Below are 22,688 nucleotides of genomic sequence, written 5' to 3' on the forward strand. Positions count from 1 at the left end.
AAACTTTTTTATACATATTTATAAAATTTCTCGGAACTATTTCCCAAAATACTTTTGTTAAAATTGTATACATTTCACAAACTTTTTTTATTCTCTTTAAACCTCCTTACTATTTTCCATATATTTTTACTCATTTTTTTGTGCATTTCGTCACATCACATTGCCTGCATTGCAAAAATTGCTGTAACATTTTTTCATAAATCGCTCCATAATTAACGATAAAATCAGCAATTTCCACCTATACTATTTGCCAAAAACATGGTATCTTTATATCAATTTGTATGAGGAATATGAAAATGAGAAAAAGCTATTTATCTATTGTGCTGATTGTTACACTTGCACTTACTGCCTGCGGGACTAATGCAAGTAACGCTACCAATGTTACTTCCATATCAGTCGAAGATATGCCGCTTAGTGCTGAACCAGCAGATGCTACAACTACACAAAATAACTCAATTCAAGCTGTAAACGCATTTAACCCTCATGTTTTCTCAAAGCGAGCTACTACTATTTTTGGTGAAAAAACCAGAGATTCTTTCTTTAAATTATGTGATGCATTAAAAAATGGTGAAGATACATTCGAATGTCCCGATGAAGAGACATACAGAGCATGTATCGATGGGGAGCTTTTAAATTACTATTTCCCTGCCGCTGCATCAAGTGTTGCGATTGAACTATCATCCGGATATGAAAACGGAGTCGGAAAGATCAAATACCTTGAAGACAAGAACGAATTTCTCGCCAAAGAGAAGGCATTTGAAGACAAAGTTATTAAAACATTAAATGAAAACATCGAACCGAGCTACTCTGAGTTTGAGAAAGCTTTGAGTTTATATGTTTATATCTCACAGAATTTTGTTTATGACTACGAGATGTATGAAGACTATTTGGTCGGTAACGGCAACAGCAACAACGTGACTACATACAGAGCCTTGATGGAGAACAAGGGAATAAGCCAGGAATTAAGTAACCTATACTCCTATCTGCTTCTCCAGTGCGGTGTTGATGCCGATGTTATCAGCGGTTTTAATATTAATGGTGATCATCAGTGGAGTTATATTTCTATCGGTGGCAAGGATTATCATGTAGATCCTACTTCCGGCCTTAGTAGTCCGGATTTGTTCGATGATAATACACCTTTGGACTACTTCTTAATGACAGATAATACACGTGCGGAAAGAGACGGTTTTCCCTCTTCTGAATATGCTCTTTGTGGAAGAGCTGATTGCAGACAGTTTATCGATTTTGAAGCATCTGATGACAAATATTCAAGTCTGAGCGGTGGATATTTCCTTAAGCTTGATTGCAATCGTAACATCCTTACTTACGGCGGATACGACGGCGGTGGAGTTCAGGAATTCCGTTATGAAGACTGATAAATAAAAAGAGCTTATGAATTCGTAAGCGATATTACAAAGTAATTATATTTATATCCGCAAGGTTTATCCTTAGCGGAGTACTTTTATTTAATTTGTATCAAAAGGTCTACACTATACTATGCGATAGTGCAGACCTTTTTTATTTGATAGGAAATTCCTATCAAATAAAAAACGCTCCGCTATGGATGCGACCGATCCACAGATTTTCATCACCCCCAGCGGTTCTTATCTTTAAAGTTCTTCATCTTCTTTGCCCACTTGGAGATTTCTTTTTTCTTAGCGTAATTTCGTACATTCTCCTGCCCGAGATTCTTATATAGCTCCAATCTTTCCTCCGACAACTCTCCTCTTTTGATAGCAGCCTTAACCGCACATCCGGGCTCTGAATCATGTTTACAATCGCTGAATCTGCACATAGCCGCAAGTTCAAGAATATCTGAAAACGTATTGTCTATGCCCTCTTCAACTCTTGCCATTCCTATCTCGCGCATGCCGGGAGTGTCAATTATCGAAACACCACTTGCAAGCTGAATAAGCTGTCTGTGCGTCGTTGTATGTCTTCCCTTTGAATCGGACTCTCTTATCTCTCCGGTCTTCATAACTTCATTGCCCACCAAAGCATTCAAAAGCGTCGACTTTCCGGCTCCGGATGAACCCAAAAGACATATCGTTTTCCCCGGCACAAGATACTCATTAAGCTCATCAAGGCCTATATCATACAGCGCAGAAATCGCATGTACTCTGACTTTATCGGATATCGATTCAACCTCCCTCACATACCTTCCCACATTATTGCAAAGGTCCGATTTAGTAAGAATGACAACAGGAACCGAGCCGCCCTGAAGCACTACGCTCACATATCTTGCAATCCTGTTATAGCTATAGTCGTCATTTAGCGATGTCACAATAAAAGAGTAGTCTACATTTGCAACCATATACTGCATCACTCCAGTCTTTGACTGGTCAGGCCTTTGCAAAAAACTCGTTCTCTCACAAACAGATGTGATAACGGAATCGCCGATCGGATTATACTTAAACGTGACATAGTCACCTACTACAGGAAGCTTCTCAGAGTCTTCCTCGTAAAAGCTTCCTTTAATCTTTCCCGGAATATCTTTTTCAAAGAAACGTATCGTATAAGTATTTCTTTCCACTTCCGAAATTCTTCCGATCTGCTCTGTATTGTAGTAATCTTCTTTAGTTTCTTTTCTGATAATTATATTATTCAATTTTTCAGTCTCCTTAGTCCTTATTATATTGAGCAACACGCTCTTAACTTATGCACCTCCGTTCCCAGAGATTGCGTTCATTACAGATATGAAGACCTTGTGCAAATTGAATATGCGCCTTGAATCAGGCAAATAGATAGTTCGCGAAAATATAACATCGAACATCATGGAAAGCTATGAAAACAAAGAGTCGCTCGCGACTCTTTGCGCGCCGATGCGCGCAAGCTTTAGCTTGCATAATACTTCTGCGCATCGGTCGCATCCATAGCGGAGCGTTTTTATATCATAGGAAAGCAATTTCCTATGATATAAAAAAAGACCGCGACTCAAACAAGCCACGGTCGTAAACTCTAATATAAAAAGAATCAATAAAAATCAAAAAGCACATACCGAGGTCATCATACTGTATTTAATTACAATCTCTGTTTTCATAACACGCATCAAATGTACCTCGCTTTCTTTAAGATTTTATTACTGTAAGAAGTTTATCAAAAAGGCAATATCTTTGCAAGCTCAATATCCAATCTCTTTGAGCACCATGTCCATTAAATTAGAATTGGCTATCGAAAAATCAGGTGAAATAAGAGGAACATCTTCGCCTGCAACGCAGTTACACATCTGCCGGATTTCCAGATAGTAGTTCTGTGGAATGGCCACTTTGCGCTCTACGATCTTGCCCTGTGTAAAGATCTTGTAACTGACATCTCCCTGCTGATTGTATTCAACATCAGAGATTATATGGCCGTTGGTTCCGTGAATATAAAGTCTGTCTATTCTCGCAGGCTTCTCTTTTCCAAGGATCATTCCCACATTAAAAGAAGCTCTTGCTCCGTTTGCAAATCTGATGATAGCCGATGTGGCCACATCAGCTCCGTGCTCATTGTATTCCGCAACTGCTTTGACACTTTCAGGCTGAGAATCAATAAGCGAAAGAATCATGGACGTACAATAGCATCCGAGATCGTACATAGCACCGCCGCCCATTTCCTTGTAGATTCTTATATCATCTTCATACCCTTGCGTCAAAAAAGCTGTCTCAATATAATCAACATCGCCTATAATTCCGCTGAAAACGTCTTTTTTAAGGCTCTCAACATATGGGCTGTGCAGGTACGCAAAAGCCTCCATCAGATATACGCCATTCTCAGCGGCAGTATTAAACATCTCTTTTTCCTGCTCTTCATTTAAAGCAAGCGGCTTCTCACAAAGAACATGTTTACCGGCCTTAAGAGACTTGATAACCCATTCACGGTGAAGATGGTTCGGCAAAGGAATGTAGACCGCCTGCACTTCAGGATCGGCAAGTAGCTCCTCATAGCTTCCGTAAGCCTTCTGAAAGCCAAATTTTGCCATGAAAGCCTCGGCTTTCTCCTTATCCCTTCCCGCTATGGCGTAAAGTTCACAGTTGTTAGTAAGTTGCATTCCCGGAATGGTACATCCTCTTGCTATATTTGCAGTTCCAATCACACCCCATTTGATATTTGCCATACAGATACCTCTTCTTTCAAAAGAAAAACAAACAACCTGTCAAAATCAATTCGGAACGCACAACTTTTACGATCATATTACCTTTTCAAATTTGCCATTCATAAATAAGTAAACGTTTTTTCTGGACGCAGGAAGGTAATAAACCTTTCCGTATATATTTGTAAGAATCGATGCATCCTCTGCAACCATATGCTCGCTATCCTGAGTTTGATTTACTCTGTATAAAGCTCCGCCCTTAAGATAATACAGCCAGTTATCTTCTATATTCCACACTATGCCTGTTTCAAGCGGATTGCTGCTCTTTTCGATACCTGATGCAACAAGCGTAGCTTTGCCGTTATCAAGGTAATACACATCGCCGGATGATACGACCCATACTTTCTTAAGATCATAACTGCAAACAAAATTGTCTACTGTTATCTCATCAAAGAAAACCTTCTCGGTCTTATCATCACCATCAAGCTCTATGCTGTACATTTTACCATCGCACGAATAAAGCATAGTTCTTTTTCCATCCTCATTGTACATGATCATATTAGAAAAATCCGAGATGGAATGATCAATCTTCGTGATTCCTGTTCCGCTTGTATTTACTACAAATACGCTATTATCTTCCGTAGCAAATATCATACTCCTTAGTGTCGCAATATCACAAAACGTGGTATTTCCATATTGTCCATAAACCTGATTGAGACAATCCGTAAAAGCTCCTGATATTTCCGACTCGCAAAGTAACTGCGGGCCATCGAACCCACGATCAAAGTTATAAAAAAATGTTGCATTCTTTACACTCAGTACAATTTCATCGCAAGTTGAATTTACAAAACACTGTTTTACGTCCGTGCCTCTAATAAGCGGATAACTGTCATATGAATCATATGCACAGATTACTGTCTCAGGACTTTTCACAAAAAACATCTTTTTTTCATCCGAAATACAGATAGGATGGCACATACCCGTTTCTACTTTTTCCTCGGTTACATTGTCGCCTCCAATATATAATTCAATTACTTTGTCTTTGCTGTAGTATCTGGTATATGCAACATATTTACCGTTCGGAGAAATAACCGGAGTGCTTCTGACAATACTCTTTGCAATAATACTGCTGTTTCCGGTATCCATGTTCATAATAAAAAGATCGCCAAGCTCATAGTCATCCACTGTTTCCGTTGGGATCACATAAAACATGTTATTACCTCTGACCGCAATATCCGCGCACTGCGCATCGGGAGCAAAATCCACATCAGCCGCATCTTTATTTATATATCTGAATCCATCTTTCGTAAGCACCAATGCACTGCTAAGGTCAATTGATTGTGCTATCGCCATGGATTCCCCAAGATACTTGGAATTCACATAGCCACTGGAACTTATAAACATTCCTTCAACCGGAACAACCCATGAATCACCGTTAAAATAGTCATACGGTCCTGTATAATCTTCAGGAACATATTTGGGATTAACAGCTTCCTCATTCTCAACTGTTTCAATCTGATCCAAAACAGAACTTTCTTCTGAGCTCTCTTCCGTCACTTCCGCCACTTCTGAACTTGCCAGATTACTCTGCTCCGGAACAAGTGCCTTATAAACTTGGGAAATCAAAACTACAACAGCCCCGATAAATACTACTGCTCCAATCGCTATACCTATAGGTAAGGCATACTTGTTTTTCTTTTTGGGAGCCATCATATTTTGCGGCATATAAGAATTTTGTGGAATTGATGCATTTCCCTGAGCATAATATGCCCCCTGCTGCGGAGCATTATACTGAGGCGGAATATTATTCTGTGAAGGAATATTATCCTGCTGATAATAACTATTCTGTTGAGGAACATTTCCCTGCTGATAAAAGCTATCCTGTGGCGGAACATTCCCCTGCTGATAAAAGCTATCCTGTGGCGGAACATTCCCCTGCTGAGGAAATCCATTCTGCGTAGGGATATTGTTCTGATAATATCCATCTCCCGCCGGAATCTGTCCCGGAGGGACCATTTTGTTTTGTCCGGAAAAAGAATCCCCGTCTTCCCGAGGTGTTCCGCAATTCGCACAAAACATCTGATTTTCTTCCAATTCCTGACCGCAAACTTTACAATACAATTTCATTACCAACTTTCCGAAAAGAAATATTTATTCTTCTCTTTACAGCATATATTGTATCATAATTTTGCACCTAAAATGTCAATCTCATTTGATTCCAAGTCACGCCACCATGAGTGGATTTATCACTTACACCTTCGTTTTCGAAGCCAAACTTTGCATAATAATGCACAAGCCTGTCTTTGCAAGTAAGAACAACGCCTTTTCTCCCCTGATTTTTGGCATCCTCGATAGCTCTTTTTATCAGTTCTCCGGCATATCCGCTTCGTCTGTATTCGGGAATTGTATTTACACCGAAAATCATCTGCCAATCGCCGTTCTCATCGTGCATCTCAGCTTTTTCATACATATCATCCGTAAGGTCTCTTTGATCTGTAACAAAACCGTCCACAAATGCTATAAGTAAATCTCCGTCAAACATAAGCCAGAAATGATCAGCATAGTGTTCAAGTCTTCCTTTGAACTCCGCTGCAGTTGCTGCTTCCGCCGACGGAAAACACTCCGCTTCCACCTGCGCAATCGCATCAAGATCTTCTATTGTTGCTGTTCGTATGTACATACTGTAATACCTCGTTAAGTGCTCTGCGCTTGGGTTATATACTAAACTCGATATGACCTCGTTAAGTATATCCCCATGGCTCGCACTAAGCTCGATAATACCTCGCTAAGTGCTCTGCGCAAAAAGACCGAAGGTCATTATATACAAATAACCTCCGGTCTTCCGGTCGCGCTAAATAAAAAACTATGTTCAAAAAGAATACTATCACAAAGCTCTTCAACCGTATAATCACTATAATTTATCGGTTGGTATCAGTTTCTCTTATTGCGCTGTTTATTTTAATCAGTCATAATATTCATGCGTTCATATCTACGAATACAACATCACTTCAATTCAATATAATCAGTAAACCAATCCGGTTTTGGGGATGTTGTAATTGAAAAATCACCATTTTCATCGAAATCGAGCTTAACATACACTTCGCTACCATCTGTCACAACATGGAAGGTATACTCTTTATTCGCAATATTATCCGTAACATCAAATTGCTTATCGTGAAAATACATAATCACCTTACCATCATCTGTCTTATCCACATATACCTCATTAACCTTTTCCTCAGCAATTTCTTCTCCCGTCAGTGGTCTTTCACCTATTTCAGGGCCCACCTCAAAGCCTGTTTCTACCTGAACATTACCATCCTCATCAACATACTCGATTGATTCGTCATTGATCGTAACATCAGTCTGTTCGCCGTGAATCCACATCTGAACCGTCTCTCTGATTCCACCTAAATCAGCTGCATATGCAGTCCCTGAACCTGCCAAAACCACAAGCATAACTGCTGCCGCTACCAAAAGATTTCTATGTGTATTTTCTCTCTTAATTCTGTTCATTCTCTTTTCCTCCAAAGTAAAGTCGCAGGAGGATTTAAGTACAGAAAAAGCCTTCTTATAATTTTCTTTATTGCTCATCTTCCCATTCCTCCTTGAGCGCGTCTTTTAATTTGGCACGTCCGCGCGACAGCCTGACCTTAACGCTACTTTCCGTAGTTCTAAGTATCTTCGCTATCTCTTTTACGCTGTAATCCTCATAGTAAAAAAGATGGATCACAACGCGGTACTTCTCCGGCAATTTCATAACTTCTTCAAATAGTTCTCTGCTTTCAGGCGTTTCGAACGTAAGCGTCTCGACATAATCTTCAAGCGACATTTCATTTTTCCGTCTGAATGAGGACTGAATATTTTTTGCTTTATTGATTGCCACCCTTAGTATCCAGTATCGGATGTGCTTTTCGTCATCAAATTCTTTTTTAGTCATGTAATATTGTAAAAATGTATCCTGAACCACATCTTCAGCATCTGCTGCACTCTTGCATATGTTAAACGCCGCGGCGTAGATGTTGTCCTTGTACATTTCTACCAATTCCTGTACAGGTATTCTCATTAGATACTCCTTTATAAAGCCTTATATTAATAATACAATCGGGCAGCATAAAAGGTTACAAAAAAACTGCGGAATTTTTTGCATCGTAAAATTCCGCAGTTTATCAGTCAAAATCCCCCGCACGGTCTCTTAGAGACGGTATCAATGTTATTTAGATAAGGATTTCCCATCCATCAGTCAAACAACCCCCAGAACTTTTTGACAGTCACAGACTTAGGTGCTGACTCATCGGAAAGGTCTTGTTTATCACCGCTTCCTCTGTATGCAACCAGCTTATAGTAGTAGGTCTGTCTGTTCTCAACCGAAAGATCCAGATATGTTGTAATAAGGCTTAGTTTCGCAACCTGTACGTACTCTCCCTTCTCTGACGTACTGCGATACAGATAATATCCGTCAGCATCGCCGTCTTTTTTCCATGATACATAAACGCCAAGCATAGACTGCGTAATATCTGAGATCTCAGGCTTTTTGAGCTTTGATTTTCCTGCAGAAAAAGTATCTGACAGTGAAGTATTTCCAAGAACTTCCTCATCTTCATTGTTGATGCTTATAATCTGCGTATCAATAGCTGTATTTTGCCTAAACACTTCATCCTTAACCTTGAATTTAAGTGTAATAAGTGTACCGCCCGCAGACTTCTTTTCATCATTAACAAAGGCATATGAGAACAGCTCTTTTCCGTTTTCTTTTTTCGTATTTATATCTTCCTCGCTAAAACCAATTCCCTGTGAATCATTCTCAAGTTCCAGAATATCTCCGTCATATCCTATCACCACTCTTCCATCCGTCACTTCAGTCTTATCAAGAGTAAGCTTATAGGTTATATACTGACTTCCGCCCTTTTTGGAAGTATCTATGTTTGTATGAACAGGCGCCGCATCAGCTGCTTTAACGCTAATCGCCGGAACGAATATAAACACAAGAACCACTATTATGCTTATTATAAAAAAGTTCCTTGATATTTTAGTCGTCATAATTTCCTCCTGCCTCAACTTCTTTGGAAGTTTCTTTTGATGCCACATCATCCGCTATGCCCGCTGTTGCTTCATCGCTCGATGAATCTTCTGTTTTTTTGGTATCTGATGTCTTAGCCACTTCCAGATCACCTGAATTATCCTCAGATGATTCATCACTTGATGAATCAGATGCCGCATCATCCGACTTATCAGCCGAAGCATCATCCGATACTTCTGTAGTAGCACTGTCAGACATATCTGAAGAAGCTACAGAAGCCGCATCGCTCGACATATCTGCCGCGCTCTCTTCACCTATAGACTTGGCCGTTCTGTCATATTCATAGACTCTGTTGTTGTCTGCATAATCCACAAGCGCAACATAAGAGAATTCTTTATCAAGGTCCACTTCCATTTCGACGTCTTCTCCGGCCTTGGTCTGATTTACCGCATATAAACCTACAACATCAGCATCTTCGTTTAAAAGAATCACTGCTGCCGTATATCTGTTGTCATGCATCCTGATTTTTAATTTATTGTCTTTCGTCTCACTGCTTATGATAGACGGCTTTTCATTATCGATCACGAAAGGAGTTCTTATAAACATTCCGTCCGCATTAAGTTCAGACACATCTTCAACATTGTTGTAGTAGCTCGGGATAGCCTGAAGCACGACTTCCACTTTGGTTCCGGTAGGCAAAGGATTGCCGTCTGCATCGGTTCCTGCCCAGTTAAGCTCAATTTCTCCTTTTGTATTCATCCATTCGCCGACTTTAACATGGTAATATTCCGCCAGGGCATCCTTATCAATTTTTTCAAAATATTTCTCGCCGGTATCAACATCTCTTATGGTCAGGATTAACCTTCCGGCGTTTCTTATAAGGCTGTAATACTGTTTTGCAATAAATGTCCCGTTTTCAGAACTAAGTGCATTTCTGTCCGCAATGTACTCATCCTCTTTTACATATTTGTTCGGAACATACATTTTTTCCTCATTGGTTCCAAAAAGACTGGTAGACAGCCAGTTGGTCTTTTCAACACCTGAGTATGTAATTACATTATCTGCATAGTCACTGTCATATACAGCTTTCATATAGTCATAATCTTCAAACATCGGAGAATCCATCCAGTTTCCATAGAAAGCAAGGAATGGAACCGACATTGGTACAGGTCCGTTTACGTAGATATATCCGTCGACATACATTCCGTTCTCGTAGCCCTCAAGATATTTCCTATCGCTGTCTGAAAGAGTGATCTTTACATTTACCTTCGTGCTGTCTTTTACTTCAACCACACTCAGCCCAAGATCTGCAACTTCCGCTTTGCCTTTTAGCTGTCTTGAAAGAAGGTATACATCTTTTGTACTTATCACTCCGTCTTTATTAAAGTCGTAGTATTCATAATTTCTTTCAATCAAAGGAACCGATCTTGAACCGTTCACATACTGCAATAATATTTTCCTGTCCTTACCGTTTACTTTTCCGTCATCGTTAAGGTCATAAACAAGTTTGGTATCATCTGCCGTAAACTCTACAGAAGGACTGAGCCTGTAAGATTTACCCATAAAATACTTAAGCCCGCCCGCACTCATAAGTTCTTCCGTAAGGACTGATGAATCAAGAACATAATACTGAGGATCCACATCCATGTTATATATGTCAAAAGAGAATTCATAGCAGCCTGACTTTTCGGGATCGTCTCCAAGAACAGCTTTAACCATACCGTCGTTATTTTCTTTATTGCCTAAAAGAATATATGCAGGCGACGATATTGCATTTTGAACATTAGAAAGTCCGGCTCCCTGAACACGCGGAGTATACTCGGGATTTTCCGGATTGTTATTTCCTTTAAGCGGCATAGCCGTACTCATCATAAGTGACTGGGAAAGAGTCCTTACCGAAATATCATTTTTATCCGCAAGATTATTCTCTTTTACATACTGCTGAACAAGCGCACTCTGACCGGCAATTGACGGTGCCGCCATTGATGTTCCGCTTGAAAGTCCGTATTTACCGTCATTAAGCGTCGAATATACATTACTTCCGGGCGATGTGATCTCAGGTTTTAAGTCAAGGCTGTCCGGAACTCCGAACGAAGAGAAGCTGCTTATTGTGTATCCATCATCAGTATTTTTATGCAATTCGGGAATTGAATGTACAGTTATCTTTCCCTCATATAACCCATCGCTTCTTTGAGTACTCTTTTCCTTAATTACCTCTGCTTCTGCCAAAGTTATCGCACATGCCGGAATCTTGGCGTCATTTCCGCCCATTGACATGATGATTGTTCCCAATGTGTTATTGTAGACTACAATCGCTATTGCCCCTGCTTCCTGTGCATTTAACTGTTTCTCAGAAAAAGACAACACTCCTCTTGATACAAATACGACCTTGCCCTTAACATCAATATTCTCATAATCCCCGGCTGCACCGAGCGAATCCAGAAATACATAGTCATATTCTGTTCCGTCGCCCCCGTTTGTTTTATCAAACGTTTCAAACTTCGGTGCCTCTGTTCCTGTCGGATCCGTATAGAACACCTTTTTATCGTTGTCAAATGTGAAAAAGCATGAGACAATGCCGCTGTTTACAACGCTTGCTACCGTAAATGCTTTTTCATAAGAGCCCGGAGTACCTATCGTATCCATATTTACATTTCCGCTTAAATTTGCGCCAATCAGGCTATTTTCACTCCAGCGACCTGAATTGCCGGCAGCCACAGATACAACTGTACTTGTTCCCTGAAGCTTGTCAAAAATCTCATTTACATACTCTTCGGAATCATATGTATTTCCTGCCTCCGGAGAACCCAGGCTCATATTTATGGTATCGACCTTAAGAAGAATCGCATCTTCTATTGCAGCCATATAATCATCGGTAAATGGCGAACCGTTTTTACCAAATACTTTCATTGTAAGAAGCTGCGCATCCGGCGCTATTCCTACAACTCCCTGAGCCTGAGTTGCATAGCCTTCCTCCGCATTTGAATCCGGCACATAATAATTTGCCGTTGCTATACCCGACACATGAGTTCCGTGATCTCCCGCCTCATCATTGTCATGTGTGATATCCATATCTTTGTCTATATAATTAAATGCATATGGGATTTTTTCACTCTGATAAAGATCTTCTGCGCTTACGTTTTCATCATCTTTAAAGGCATTCAGATGCGGAAGGACGTTCTGAATCTCAGCTTCATCCAATAAGCCGTATTCTGAAATCTCCTTACTCGAATCTTCCGCAGTCTCCTTTAAATGAGCCATAAACGCGCCCGCATCAAAAGAAGGATGATCAACATCTATACCGGTATCAATTACAGCAATACGCTGTCCAGCCCCCGTATATCCCGTTGCCCATGTCTGATAGCTTCCAACCATCTCGCCTGAAGATATTGTTGCAGGATCGGCCATTTCAACAGGTTCATGTCGCCTTGCCGTGTAAACAGCCTCAACTCCGTCCACCTTCTCTATGGCTTCTATATCCTTAAATGTAACATCTGCAGATATGGCATTTGCAATAATGGAAAAAGAATAATTGACCTTAAGCTCATTTCCTTCAAGAGCTTCCTCTGAGATTTTTTCAACAGTTGTTTCCTGCTCGGATTCGATTTTGTCCACCTCGCGAATCGCAGACGAACTGTCAGCAATTTCTACGGTGTCATATCCTTTATCAAGGACACTGTCACCCTCCATTACAATGATTACCCTGACTTCTTCATCAGGATCATTTTCTTCTTCAAGCTTTTCGCTCTCATTATCGATTTCAACGCCAAGATCGTTTAAATCCTCATCGATAAGCTTAACTTCGCCTGTAGAATCCGAATTGGAACCATCCGCTTTTATATCAACCGATGTGGCTGATATTGTAATAATTTGAAAAAAAACAATGGATAAAGAAAGAATTACAGAAAGAACATGTTTGTACCACAATACTTTTTTCATTGAGTTTTACCTGTTCTGAAGTGATCTTCACAAGAAAATCACAACCCCTTTTCTTTTTTTTAGATGATGCTGATTTTGAAAATAGAACCTTAAAAGACTTTTAAAGAAACAAAAGATGGGCAGACTTTGAACTTTTCGCTATTGTCTGCCTGTAAATAACAAAATTTAATCACACCTCCTCCCCTGATTTGACTTAGTTCATACCTTCCTCTCCGTTTGCGGGTTCATAATCGGCATGTTCATTTCAGTCCGACTATTTTCTTGATCTGTTTTTCTGTCGCAATTGGATATACTTCATTCATATATTTCATAATTCTATCTGCAGATTCTTGTGGTGCCTCACTGTACGCCTTCGTCACATGCTTATATCCCCACAGATGCTCGGGCGTGCAATATATGGCAATGGGCCAGCCGTACTCTTCGCCAAGCTTGTTCTTGCGCTGCCTGAAATCACGAACACACAGATATGTCTGCATCTGCAGCCCTGTTATCGTGCCATCAAAGTTCTTCTCTCCGCCCTTTCCAAAGCCGGCTTGCGCCTTAAGTTCATTGGAATAATATTCTGCATCTTCATTTTCTTCAGCAAAAAGATTCATGATTTTGCGCTGCTTTGCAGATGCCTTGCCATCTTCCCAGAGTGCATCAAAGTCGTAGCCATCTCTTCTGACATTCACAAAATACGGAAGCCACTTCTTAGAAATAAATCCTGCCTTCTTATCGAAGAACTTCCCATAGGCAACCTTCCCGCTTCGCGCTATAAGCTCTCTCCATTCCCACGGATCAACATCCGGATTGCCGCACCACCAATACTTTGGCACAGTCCTCTCCTCAATCGAAAAGCCGGGAATATCATTTTTAAATAGAGGCAAAAAACCCACCTCATTTATATAGTCAATCGCCTCATCCACACTGTGAAGACACTCAGGATCATTCCATGATACGCCATACATTATCCACGTTCCGTTTTCATTCGGCATAGATTGTCCTCCGTTTGCTTCACACCGTATCCTTTTGTCACAAGCATTCTGTGCGGTGCACACATCTCTTTTTACACCGTACACGTTCTACGCAAGCATTCCGTGCGGTGCACACATCATTTTTTGCACCGTACACATTCTACGCAAGCATTCTGGACGGTGCACACATCTCTTTTTACACCGTACACATTCTACGCTAGCATTCCGTGCGGTGCACACATCATTTTTCGCACCGTACGCGTTCTACGCAAGCATTCCGTGCGGTGCTCACATCTCTTTTCGCACCGTACACGTTCTACGCTAGCATTCTGGACGGTGCACACATCTCTTTTTACACCGTACACATTCTACGCTAGCATTCCGTGCGGTGCACACATCTCTTTTCGCACCGTACACGTTCTACGCTAGCATTCTGTGCGGTGCACACATCATTTTTCGCACCGTACGCGTTCTACGCTAGCATTCTGTGCGGTGCACCTACCTTTTCATATCACAATTCCTTGGTATAGTAATATCGCGCTCCCGTTATCGGGTACTCCTTTAACGCAAAAACTTCCTTATATCCATGCTTCACATAGAAATCGGGAGCCTGAAAAGAGAAAGTATCAACAAAAGAAAACCTGCAACCACGGTTCCTAGCTTCTTCCTCAACCGCAGTAAGTAGTTTACTTCCAATGCCTTGACCTCTCAAGCTCTCATCCACAACCAAATACTTGATACAAAGCCAGTTGCCAAAAATCTCGCATGTAAGGCCCGCAAATTTCCTGCCGTTCTCGTCCTCATAATAAACTCCGACAGGAACCACTTCCGAAGTCTCAAGCTTACTTAAATTATACGCCTTGAGCATCTCAAAAACATCCAAAATATCCTGCTCATTTCCATCGTTTGTAATTCTCAGATTCATCTTTTGCACTTTCTTTTCACGCAAGCGCCAGTCTCGCGGCCTCGGTCGCATGAATGATTGTCGTATCATATGTAGGAAGAACACTGTCCTTCTCTTTAATAAGCATTCCTATCTCGGTGCAGCCGAGGATTACGCCCTCTGCGCCGCGATCTTTCATATATGAAATAATCCTCTGATACTCCTTGCGAGAGGAATCAAGTACTTTTCCAAGGCAAAGCTCATTAAAAATAACATCATTTACAAGCTCAATATCTTCTTCATCGGGAATCATCACCTCAAGTCCCGCATTAACAAGCCTGTCCTTAATAAAATCCTGCGTCATGGTAAACTTCGTTCCAAGAAGTGCAATCTTCCTGTGACCGTCACGCTTTATCGCATCAGCGGTGGCGTCAGAAATATGAAGGATCGGGACATTTATCTTTTCCTCAATATACGGAACAAGCTTGTGCATCGTATTGGTCGCAATCACAATGAAATCCGCTCCGCCCTTCTCAAGTCTCACTGCGGCGTCGGCAAGAATCTTCGCATTGCCGTCCCAATTTCCGGTACTCATATTATTTTCAAGCTCGGCAAAATCAACGTTGTACATCAAAATCTTGGAACTATGGAACCCGCCAAGTATCGCCGCCGTCTCCTTATTAAGAATCTCATAATAAGTGATCGTGCTCTCCCAGCTCATTCCTCCGATAAGTCCGATAGTCTTCATACTCTCCTCCGTCTAAAACATTATTCCGCAAAACTTTCCTCAACAAACACTCCCGTTAATCTAGGAACATTAAATCTGTTTGTGAACAGCTCACATTTACACAGGAATGAGAAAAAGATATGTCTTCCCTGCCCGCACATAGATTCATAATTTCCAAGTCCTTTCGCAAGAATGATATCCGCGCTGTCTATAGCTTTTCTGGCCTCATCAGACAACATCTTATAAATCGTTCCTGCCGCGGAATTGCCGTTTTGAATAAGCCTGTATTTTTTACCGAGTCCTACATATTCGGCGTCTTCAAGCGTAACATCATTTAGCACATCCGCGCCTCTTACCATCACGGAAATCTCAAGCTGCGGATATTTTTTGCCAAGCTGCTCAAGAAACAGCTTATCAAGTACAATCTCGCCACAATTATCCGCAACCAAAAGAAATGTCTTTGCAGTCTCACACTGCGCAAAAAGCGACCTGATATCTTCCTCATCCTCGCTTCTCATCTTCGGATCGTCGAACAAAGCAAGGAACGTCTCCTCATCAACATTGTTCATTGCGCCAAAATCTATATAATTTCCGATTCTTGCAAAAACAAGCGCCTTAAAAAGCGGATCTTTTGAACTCTCGATTTTCTTTCGAAGGTCATCTTCCATAGACATAACAAGGTCATTGAACTTCTTCTTTACATCTTTATAGGAAGCCTTTTTGCCAAAACGGGCTTCATAAGCTCTGTTGATCCTATATACCAGATAAGGTGAAGTATCATCTTTATCCCTGCCCTCTATTATCGCCTTCACCTCAGCAAGATATTCCTCGTCATCTGTAAGATTCTTTTGCTGATTAAAAAGACATTTCGCACAGCTTTCAGTAACTCGCATTCAAATCTCCTTTTCTGTATGTAACTTGCCTGTAACTCAAAACGGTCCACTACCCCCGTCCCCAAGAGACCATGGTTTAGAGCTTTTTGTACATCGTTATCTCATCAATACTCTTGCCGCAATCAAGCCTGAAAGCATCGGGAAGTCGTCCCCATTCGGTAAAGCCCATCTTCTCATATAAAGAGCGCGCAGGTTCATTGTCGGAAAGAACACCAAGTTCCATAAGCTCATAGCCCGATTCCTTGGCAAATTCAATCGCGCGGTTCACAAGTATATTTCCAAGCCCCAGTCCGCGGTATTCTTTTCTGATACCGATTCCCATGCTGCAGCGATGGGCCATTTTCCTGTGAATCGCTCCGCTACTGTAAACCGCAACATTTCCGATTATCTTATCCCCGTCAAAAACAGAGATCATGGCCTGGCGCTCGTCATCCGCAAGCCTCTTAAGTCTGGCTTTCTCAGCTTCTACTCCCGCTTCGTCACGCTTAACTTCATCGCCGTATCTTGCCATAAAATGTGTATCACTTGAAACCTGATACATTAAATCCAAGTATTCCACAGCATTGTCAGGTCCTATTGATGTCATCTTGTATTCTTTGCCATTCTTGCAAATGATTTTCTCAGGTTCCATGTACATTTTTAATACCTCTTTTCTTTATTAAATTTATCAAAAAGCTGAATCAGATCAGTCTTTCTTATTCCTATTTCAAAAAGGAAAGACTATTCATTACATACCTTCCTGCGCCTGAAGAAATTCCCATTCGCGCAAAAGAAAGTGCCGCCAGAAACAGCAGGCTATATCCCGTAAATACAAGAATATACTTATTCTTGTTCGCATCTTTGGTATTGCAATAAAGCTTAAAAGAGATAAGACTCGCCATAGAAGCGATCAACGTTCCAAGTCCTCCGAAATTCGTTCCGACGATCAGCTTGTCGTAACTTCCCGTAAAGCCGGACAAAAGAATCGCCGCGGGAACATTACTTATCACCTGACTGAGCGCAACGGAAAGCACAACTTCATTTCCGTTAACAGCAGATAAAAGAGCATTTGAAAAAGCCGGAATCCTCTTCATATTTCCTATAAAAACAAAAAGAAAAATGAATGTAAACAATAATGAATAATCAGGCTTTTTTAACGTTTCTCTGTCAAATAAAAGGACAAGCGCAAGAACTGCAGCAAGTGCCGCTTCATAAGGAATAACCCTTACAACCACAAGGATTGCAACCACAAAGGTCAGGGCATAAACCAAAATCAGCCTCTTTTCCTTACCTGTTCTGATAAATTTCTCTTTCTCACTCTTCTCGATACCCGATCCGTCGGCTCTCACGAATATGACCGCCGCAAGAAGGATAAATGCAAATATAGAATAAGGAAGCATACATCCCAAAAACTGTCCAAGCGACATCCCGGCCTTGGAATAAAGGTAAAGATTCTGCGGGTTGCCTATAGGAAGAAGCATACTTCCGAGATTTGCCGCAATCGTCTCGAGAACCACGGTAAGAATTAGCATATCTGTGCGCCCCGCAATTCCAAGAGCTATTATTGTAAATGGCACGAATGTTATAAGTGCCACGTCATTTGTGATTACCATTGCCGAGAAAAAAGACAATGCGACCAGAATCGCTATCATCTCTCTTGTGTCCCTCGCCTTATATACAAGGAACTCTCCAGCCTGTTTGAAGATCCCCAGCTTCTGAAGCCCCGCCATCGTAAGCATCAACATAAATAAAATACTGAGCGTCCTAAAATCAATATATCCGATATACTGCATATCCGGACGGACAAAAAAACTTGAAACAAGCGCTACCACAAAAGAAATCGTAAGTACCATCTCTTTTTTAATAAACTTAATAAACATCTCAGATCTCCAAACCGACATAAAAATATTACTCAGCAAAAAACTGTAAGGACAATTATATTCCACCGCCTATCTCCACGCAAGATAAGAATTTATCCACCTTAAATCAGAAAAGTTACGAAAAGTTTATTGTTTTGCATTGACTTATGCTTGATAAAATAAAATCTTGTGATAAAATTAATTTATCGTTAATAATTGTAGAGAGAGGTTTTATATGAAAAAGAAAATAGTAAGCATGTTATTTTGCTTATCCATTGGAATTCTTTCAGTTGGTTGTTCACTGGGAGATTCAGAAGAGGTTAATGAAATTGTAATGGAATCATACGATGATTCAGAATCCGACACTGATATCGCAACCGATACAGATGCAGAGACTGCTGACGGCGAATCAGTATCTGTTGCACAGGAAGTTGGCGGCGAAGATCCTTTCGCAGACAGCGAACTTGTAAAGAGTGGCAGCGCTACTCCGGTAACAGATGACGGTGTATATACTGCAACACTTTTATCAACCGGAAAGAATCAGGCTGGAAACCCTGATGAAGATGGTGCTGTATTGTGTATTGCTTATGATACCGCACTTACAGACAACGAGCTTCTTATCACAGGTGTATACGGATATAGCAGTGCTGCAGGCGAGGAACAGACATCAAATTCAGATGACGGATCATATTCCTTCAAGATTGACTCAAATACCAAGTTCACTATGGTAGGCAGTCAGGATTCAATTCCTTTGAGTAACTTTAAGAGTGCCCTTGCAAGCTGTGCCGATTCAGAGCTCGTATTAGAGATCACTGTTGAAGGCGGCGTAGCCACAAGTGTTGCAATCTGTTCATAAAGAACAAAGGCAAACAATTCTTATTTGATAACAATTTCAAAGAACAAAGAGTCGCTCGCGACTCTTTGTTCTATTTTTAAAGGGGCCGTAACGACAGCCCCTTGCATTCTTCATATTTTTTATTTCTTATTCTTATTTTTTTAATCTGTAAACCGTAATATCACTTGTAAGATCCGATGAATCATAAGGAATAGTACCATCAGCATCAAGGAAAAGATTTCCCTTAGATGTCTCAAATATAACATTGGTTCCCTTCTTTACCTTAAAATCACCTTCTTTTTTAGTGGAATTTCCCGCTCCGTATACAAAATGTACATTTCTTGAGTCTTCATCTGAAGCAGCTAAATTATCATCAAGAGTCTTCTTCAAAGCCCAATACTTCTCAGGCATCTCGCTTCCCAGTGTAACCGTGTAGTAACGTGTATCTATTACTCCACCCAAAATATTTGTTGATGAAATCGCAGCTCTCTTTAATTCTTTAGTCTCCTCATCAAAGACCATGCACCATTTTGTTGTTTTTTCCTGGAGTTCCTTATTCTCAAGCTCGTCTTCATTGGGATATACCATCTCTTTTTCTGCTTCTATATAAACTTCCCCATTTCCCTGAAGGCAACGCTTGATAAGGTTCTCATCTTTCTTCGCATAGATATTCTCAACAACATTTTCTATCCTGCTGTCAGGCGAAGAATAAAGTTCTATCATGACACCGGTCTCTTCCTTATTGTCAGAGCTCATATAATCGGGACGGCTTACCACCCTTACACCATCCTTGATAATATATGCATCACCCGGCTCATTCATGTTTGCTCTGTATTCATTTGAATACCAATAATTATTCGTGTACAGAGGAAGTGCTGCTCCGTCCTCATAACAAGAGCTCACTATCTCTATACTATTGTACTTCTCAATAAGATTATCTACATCATTTGCTGCCCAAAAATCCTCGATATCGAGCTCTGTCTGAGTCATTCCGTCTACCCCCAGGAAATCCTCAAGATTCACTTCTTTGGCAGCCCCCTCTGATGTATCACTATCTTTTCCCTCGCTTAGAAAATCGCCTGCACTGCTAACTTCTGCTAAATTGTCCTGTATAGCTACTCCTGTCCCCCCGGACTCATTTTCATCCATTGCGCACCCCGCAAATAATACTGCCGGAAACATCAGGACGAAAAAGATATGGCTCGCTATGGCTTCTCTTTTCCCCTTTATCATTGAAGTCATCCCTCACTTTTCTCATTGCAGATAAGTACCGAATCTGCCGAATTCTGTGTGTCTCCGCATGCCATCTCAATACTCTTTACATCATCTCCGAATGACAGTTTGTAATAATAATCTCCATCCGCATTCTTTTTGCAAAAAGATATTGTGTTCGAAGTGTATTCAACTACGTCAAGGTCTGTCATTACATCTCCGCCTGAAATAGATACCACCCATGATGCTCCCGGAAAAGTGTACATGCTGTCGTTAGCTTTCTCGACCATAACAGCCGCCCCACGTCTTGAATCAAATATCCAAGAGCCCTCAAACTGCTCGAATACCTGATTAAGATCGGCTGAGATCTCATCTTTCTTGACAGCCTTTCCGTTCTCATCTACTACTACAGGTTTTTCCTCAACTATAGGATTTATCTCAACATCTCCCATGCTTAACTCTTTTTCCGATCCGCATCCCACACAAACAGATGCAAGGACCAGGCATGTTACCATGACTATTAGGCTTTTTCTCATAAATTACTCCTCTTTTCTAAAAACTAGCTTAACATTTCTTACAAGTATTCAGCCTTTACAATAGTAATTATAGCGCAACAGGTCGTTTTTTTCAATACAAAAGTTAACTCGTTTGTAATTATTTGTTAAAAAGAGTTTAATAATAAAAAAACTCCCTTATCCTGCCTACTTATTACTAAGTAAGCGGATAAGGGAGTCTAGAGCATCTTTATAAGTTTGTATATCCCATCAGGTAGGAATCAACTTCCTTCGCACAGCTGCGGCCTTCGTAAACAGCCCATACAACGAGTGACTGTCCACGGTGCATATCGCCCGCGCAAAAGAGCTTTGTATTCGGCACATGATAACTGTCAGCTTCTGTAACAATTGTTCCGCGCTGACTCTTTTTAAGTCCGAACGCATCGGCAGAATAGTCTTCACATCCGATAAATCCGGCTGCGATAAGGAGAATATCGCACTTAAGAACCTGCTCGGAACCGGGAACCTCAGTTAACTTTCCATCTTTGAAAGTAACCTTAACAGTCTCGATTTTCTTGATATTTCCTTTGTTATCCGTTGTTACGCTCTTAACTGTTGTCTCATATACTCTCGGATCTTCTCCGAAAACATGAATTGCTTCCTCGTGGCCATAGTCAGTCTTAAGAACTTTGGGCCATTCGGGCCATGGATTTGATGCTGCTCTTGTTACAGGAGGCTTGGGCATCATCTCAAGAGCCGTAACACTCTTTGCTCCATGTCTGATAACAGTTCCGATACAGTCGTTACCTGTATCACCGCCTCCGACGATAACAACGTTCTTGCCCTTTGCATCTATGAAGCCGCCGTGCTTTGAAAGAGTCTGTGCACTCTTATCCTGGCATTGCATAAGTGCCTTTGTTGTCTGTGTAAGGAAATCAACGGCATTGTAAACGCCTTTGATCTTCTCCGGATCTGCGACGTTAAGCGGTCTTGGTTTCTTGGAACCGCAGCACATAACCACCGCGTCAAATTTCTCATTAAGGCTTGCAGCACTCACATTTTTACCGATATCGGAATTTGTGTGGAATACAACGCCCTCTTCCTCCATGAGCTTTCTGCGTCTTTTTATAACGCTCTTATCAAGCTTCATGTTGGGGATACCATACATGAGAAGTCCGCCGATCTCATCTTCTCTCTCGAAGACCTCAACATTATGTCCTCTGTGATTGAGCTCATCGGCAACCGCAAGTCCGGAAGGACCGCTTCCGATTACAGCTACCTTTTTGCCGCTCCTTATCTCAGGAACTACGGGTTTGATATAGCCCTTTTCAAAAGCTGTTTCTATTAAGTAAAGCTCGTTGTCGTGAACCGTTACGGCTTCGCCGTTCTGTCCGCACATACATGCCTTCTCGCAAAGTGCGGGACATACTCTTCCCGTAAACTCAGGGAAGTTACTTGTCTTATGAAGTCTTGCAAAAGCATGTCCGTCGTGTCCCTTGTAAATCTCATCGTTCCACTCCGGGATGAGGTTGTGAAGAGGACACCCCGTTACCATTCCGCCCAGATTCATTGCCGACTGACAGAAAGGAACTCCGCAGTTCATGCATCTTGCTGCCTGCTCTCTTCTCTCCTTAACATCGAGAGGAGCATGAAACTCCTCGAAGTTAAGAATTCTGTCTTCAGGCAGGATATCTTTATTATTTGTTCTTGTATATTCAAGAAAGCCTGTTTCTTTTCCCATTTTACATCTCCTATTATATATGAAGTGAAGTAACCCATTAGCTCAAGAGTCACTTGTGACTCTTGTCGCGCCGATGCG

Annotated in this window: 19 protein-coding genes; 2 read left to right on the forward strand and 17 right to left on the reverse strand. The window is 41.1% G+C overall.

Annotation, left to right across the window (positions count from 1 at the left end; all coding sequences use genetic code 11):
- The first annotated feature begins 296 nt into the window (after positions 1-296).
- Positions 297-1,376: a transglutaminase domain-containing protein gene (locus T356_RS0113230; RefSeq protein ID WP_026514890.1), complete on the forward strand. Its 1,080-nt coding sequence runs from the start codon at positions 297-299 to the stop codon at positions 1,374-1,376.
- A 212-nt stretch (positions 1,377-1,588) separates the two neighbouring features.
- On the opposite strand, the gene rsgA is transcribed toward T356_RS0113230, so the two are convergent.
- From rsgA to T356_RS19490, 14 genes are all read right to left on the reverse strand, one after another.
- Positions 1,589-2,608, reverse strand: coding sequence for a ribosome small subunit-dependent GTPase A (rsgA, locus tag T356_RS0113235; protein ID WP_026514891.1), 1,020 nt, complete (start codon positions 2,606-2,608; stop codon positions 1,589-1,591).
- Positions 2,609-3,121: 513 nt separating this feature from the next.
- Positions 3,122-4,096, reverse strand: a complete 975-nt coding sequence (locus T356_RS0113240; protein WP_026514892.1) for a Gfo/Idh/MocA family protein — start codon at positions 4,094-4,096, stop codon at positions 3,122-3,124.
- Between the two features lie 72 nt (positions 4,097-4,168).
- Complete coding sequence (locus tag T356_RS0113245; protein WP_026514893.1) at positions 4,169-6,199, reverse strand: zinc-ribbon domain-containing protein; 2,031 nt, start codon at positions 6,197-6,199, stop codon at positions 4,169-4,171.
- A gap of 67 nt (positions 6,200-6,266) precedes the next feature.
- Positions 6,267-6,752 carry a GNAT family N-acetyltransferase gene (locus T356_RS0113250; RefSeq protein WP_026514894.1) on the reverse strand — a complete coding sequence of 162 codons (486 nt, stop codon included), beginning with the start codon at positions 6,750-6,752 and terminating at the stop codon, positions 6,267-6,269.
- 323 nt (positions 6,753-7,075) lie between these two features.
- Positions 7,076-7,666, reverse strand: a complete 591-nt coding sequence (locus T356_RS19480; RefSeq protein WP_051563438.1) for a hypothetical protein — start codon at positions 7,664-7,666, stop codon at positions 7,076-7,078.
- Complete coding sequence (locus T356_RS0113260) at positions 7,656-8,138, reverse strand: RNA polymerase sigma factor (protein WP_026514895.1); 483 nt, start codon at positions 8,136-8,138, stop codon at positions 7,656-7,658. The genes T356_RS19480 and T356_RS0113260 overlap by 11 nt, the downstream gene beginning before the upstream one ends.
- 173 nt (positions 8,139-8,311) lie before the next feature.
- On the reverse strand, positions 8,312-9,112 hold the full coding sequence (locus T356_RS0113265) for a hypothetical protein (RefSeq protein WP_026514896.1): 801 nt from the start codon (positions 9,110-9,112) through the stop codon (positions 8,312-8,314).
- Positions 9,102-13,031 (reverse strand): S8 family serine peptidase, encoded by a 3,930-nt coding sequence (locus T356_RS0113270; RefSeq protein WP_026514897.1) that lies wholly within the window; start codon positions 13,029-13,031, stop codon positions 9,102-9,104. The genes T356_RS0113265 and T356_RS0113270 overlap by 11 nt, the downstream gene beginning before the upstream one ends.
- Before the next feature lie 239 nt (positions 13,032-13,270).
- Positions 13,271-14,008 carry an AlkZ-related protein gene (locus T356_RS0113275; protein WP_026514898.1) on the reverse strand — a complete coding sequence of 246 codons (738 nt, stop codon included), beginning with the start codon at positions 14,006-14,008 and terminating at the stop codon, positions 13,271-13,273.
- 490 nt (positions 14,009-14,498) lie between these two features.
- Entirely contained in the window at positions 14,499-14,912 is a 414-nt protein-coding gene (locus T356_RS0113280) for a GNAT family N-acetyltransferase (protein ID WP_026514899.1), read from the reverse strand.
- Between the two features lie 16 nt (positions 14,913-14,928).
- A complete protein-coding gene (locus T356_RS0113285; RefSeq protein ID WP_026514900.1) occupies positions 14,929-15,618 on the reverse strand; it encodes an aspartate/glutamate racemase family protein in 690 nt (229 codons plus the stop codon).
- Positions 15,619-15,638: 20 nt separating this feature from the next.
- Positions 15,639-16,490 carry a damage-control phosphatase ARMT1 family protein gene (locus T356_RS0113290; protein ID WP_026514901.1) on the reverse strand — a complete coding sequence of 284 codons (852 nt, stop codon included), beginning with the start codon at positions 16,488-16,490 and terminating at the stop codon, positions 15,639-15,641.
- A gap of 76 nt (positions 16,491-16,566) precedes the next feature.
- Entirely contained in the window at positions 16,567-17,127 is a 561-nt protein-coding gene (locus T356_RS19485; protein ID WP_035781154.1) for a GNAT family N-acetyltransferase, read from the reverse strand.
- Positions 17,128-17,191: 64 nt separating this feature from the next.
- Positions 17,192-18,349 (reverse strand): SLC13 family permease, encoded by a 1,158-nt coding sequence (locus T356_RS19490; protein WP_051563439.1) that lies wholly within the window; start codon positions 18,347-18,349, stop codon positions 17,192-17,194.
- A gap of 214 nt (positions 18,350-18,563) precedes the next feature.
- On the opposite strand from T356_RS19490, the gene T356_RS0113305 reads away from it, so the two are divergent.
- The gene (locus T356_RS0113305; protein WP_026514902.1) at positions 18,564-19,184 is read left to right on the forward strand and encodes a hypothetical protein; all 621 of its coding nucleotides are present in this window, start codon (positions 18,564-18,566) and stop codon (positions 19,182-19,184) included.
- A 132-nt stretch (positions 19,185-19,316) separates the two neighbouring features.
- On the opposite strand, the gene T356_RS0113310 is transcribed toward T356_RS0113305, so the two are convergent.
- The 3 genes from T356_RS0113310 to T356_RS0113320 all read right to left on the reverse strand — a co-directional run bounded on the left by T356_RS0113310 (position 19,317) and on the right by T356_RS0113320 (position 22,610).
- A complete protein-coding gene (locus tag T356_RS0113310) occupies positions 19,317-20,396 on the reverse strand; it encodes a hypothetical protein (RefSeq protein ID WP_155839040.1) in 1,080 nt (359 codons plus the stop codon).
- A gap of 5 nt (positions 20,397-20,401) precedes the next feature.
- Positions 20,402-20,911 carry a hypothetical protein gene (locus T356_RS0113315; protein WP_026514904.1) on the reverse strand — a complete coding sequence of 170 codons (510 nt, stop codon included), beginning with the start codon at positions 20,909-20,911 and terminating at the stop codon, positions 20,402-20,404.
- Between the two features lie 208 nt (positions 20,912-21,119).
- The gene (locus tag T356_RS0113320) at positions 21,120-22,610 is read right to left on the reverse strand and encodes a glutamate synthase subunit beta (RefSeq protein ID WP_026514905.1); all 1,491 of its coding nucleotides are present in this window, start codon (positions 22,608-22,610) and stop codon (positions 21,120-21,122) included.
- Positions 22,611-22,688: the final 78 nt, after the last annotated feature.

Origin of the sequence: Butyrivibrio sp. LB2008 (assembly GCF_000621565.1) — a bacterium.
GTDB lineage: Bacteria > Bacillota > Clostridia > Lachnospirales > Lachnospiraceae > Butyrivibrio.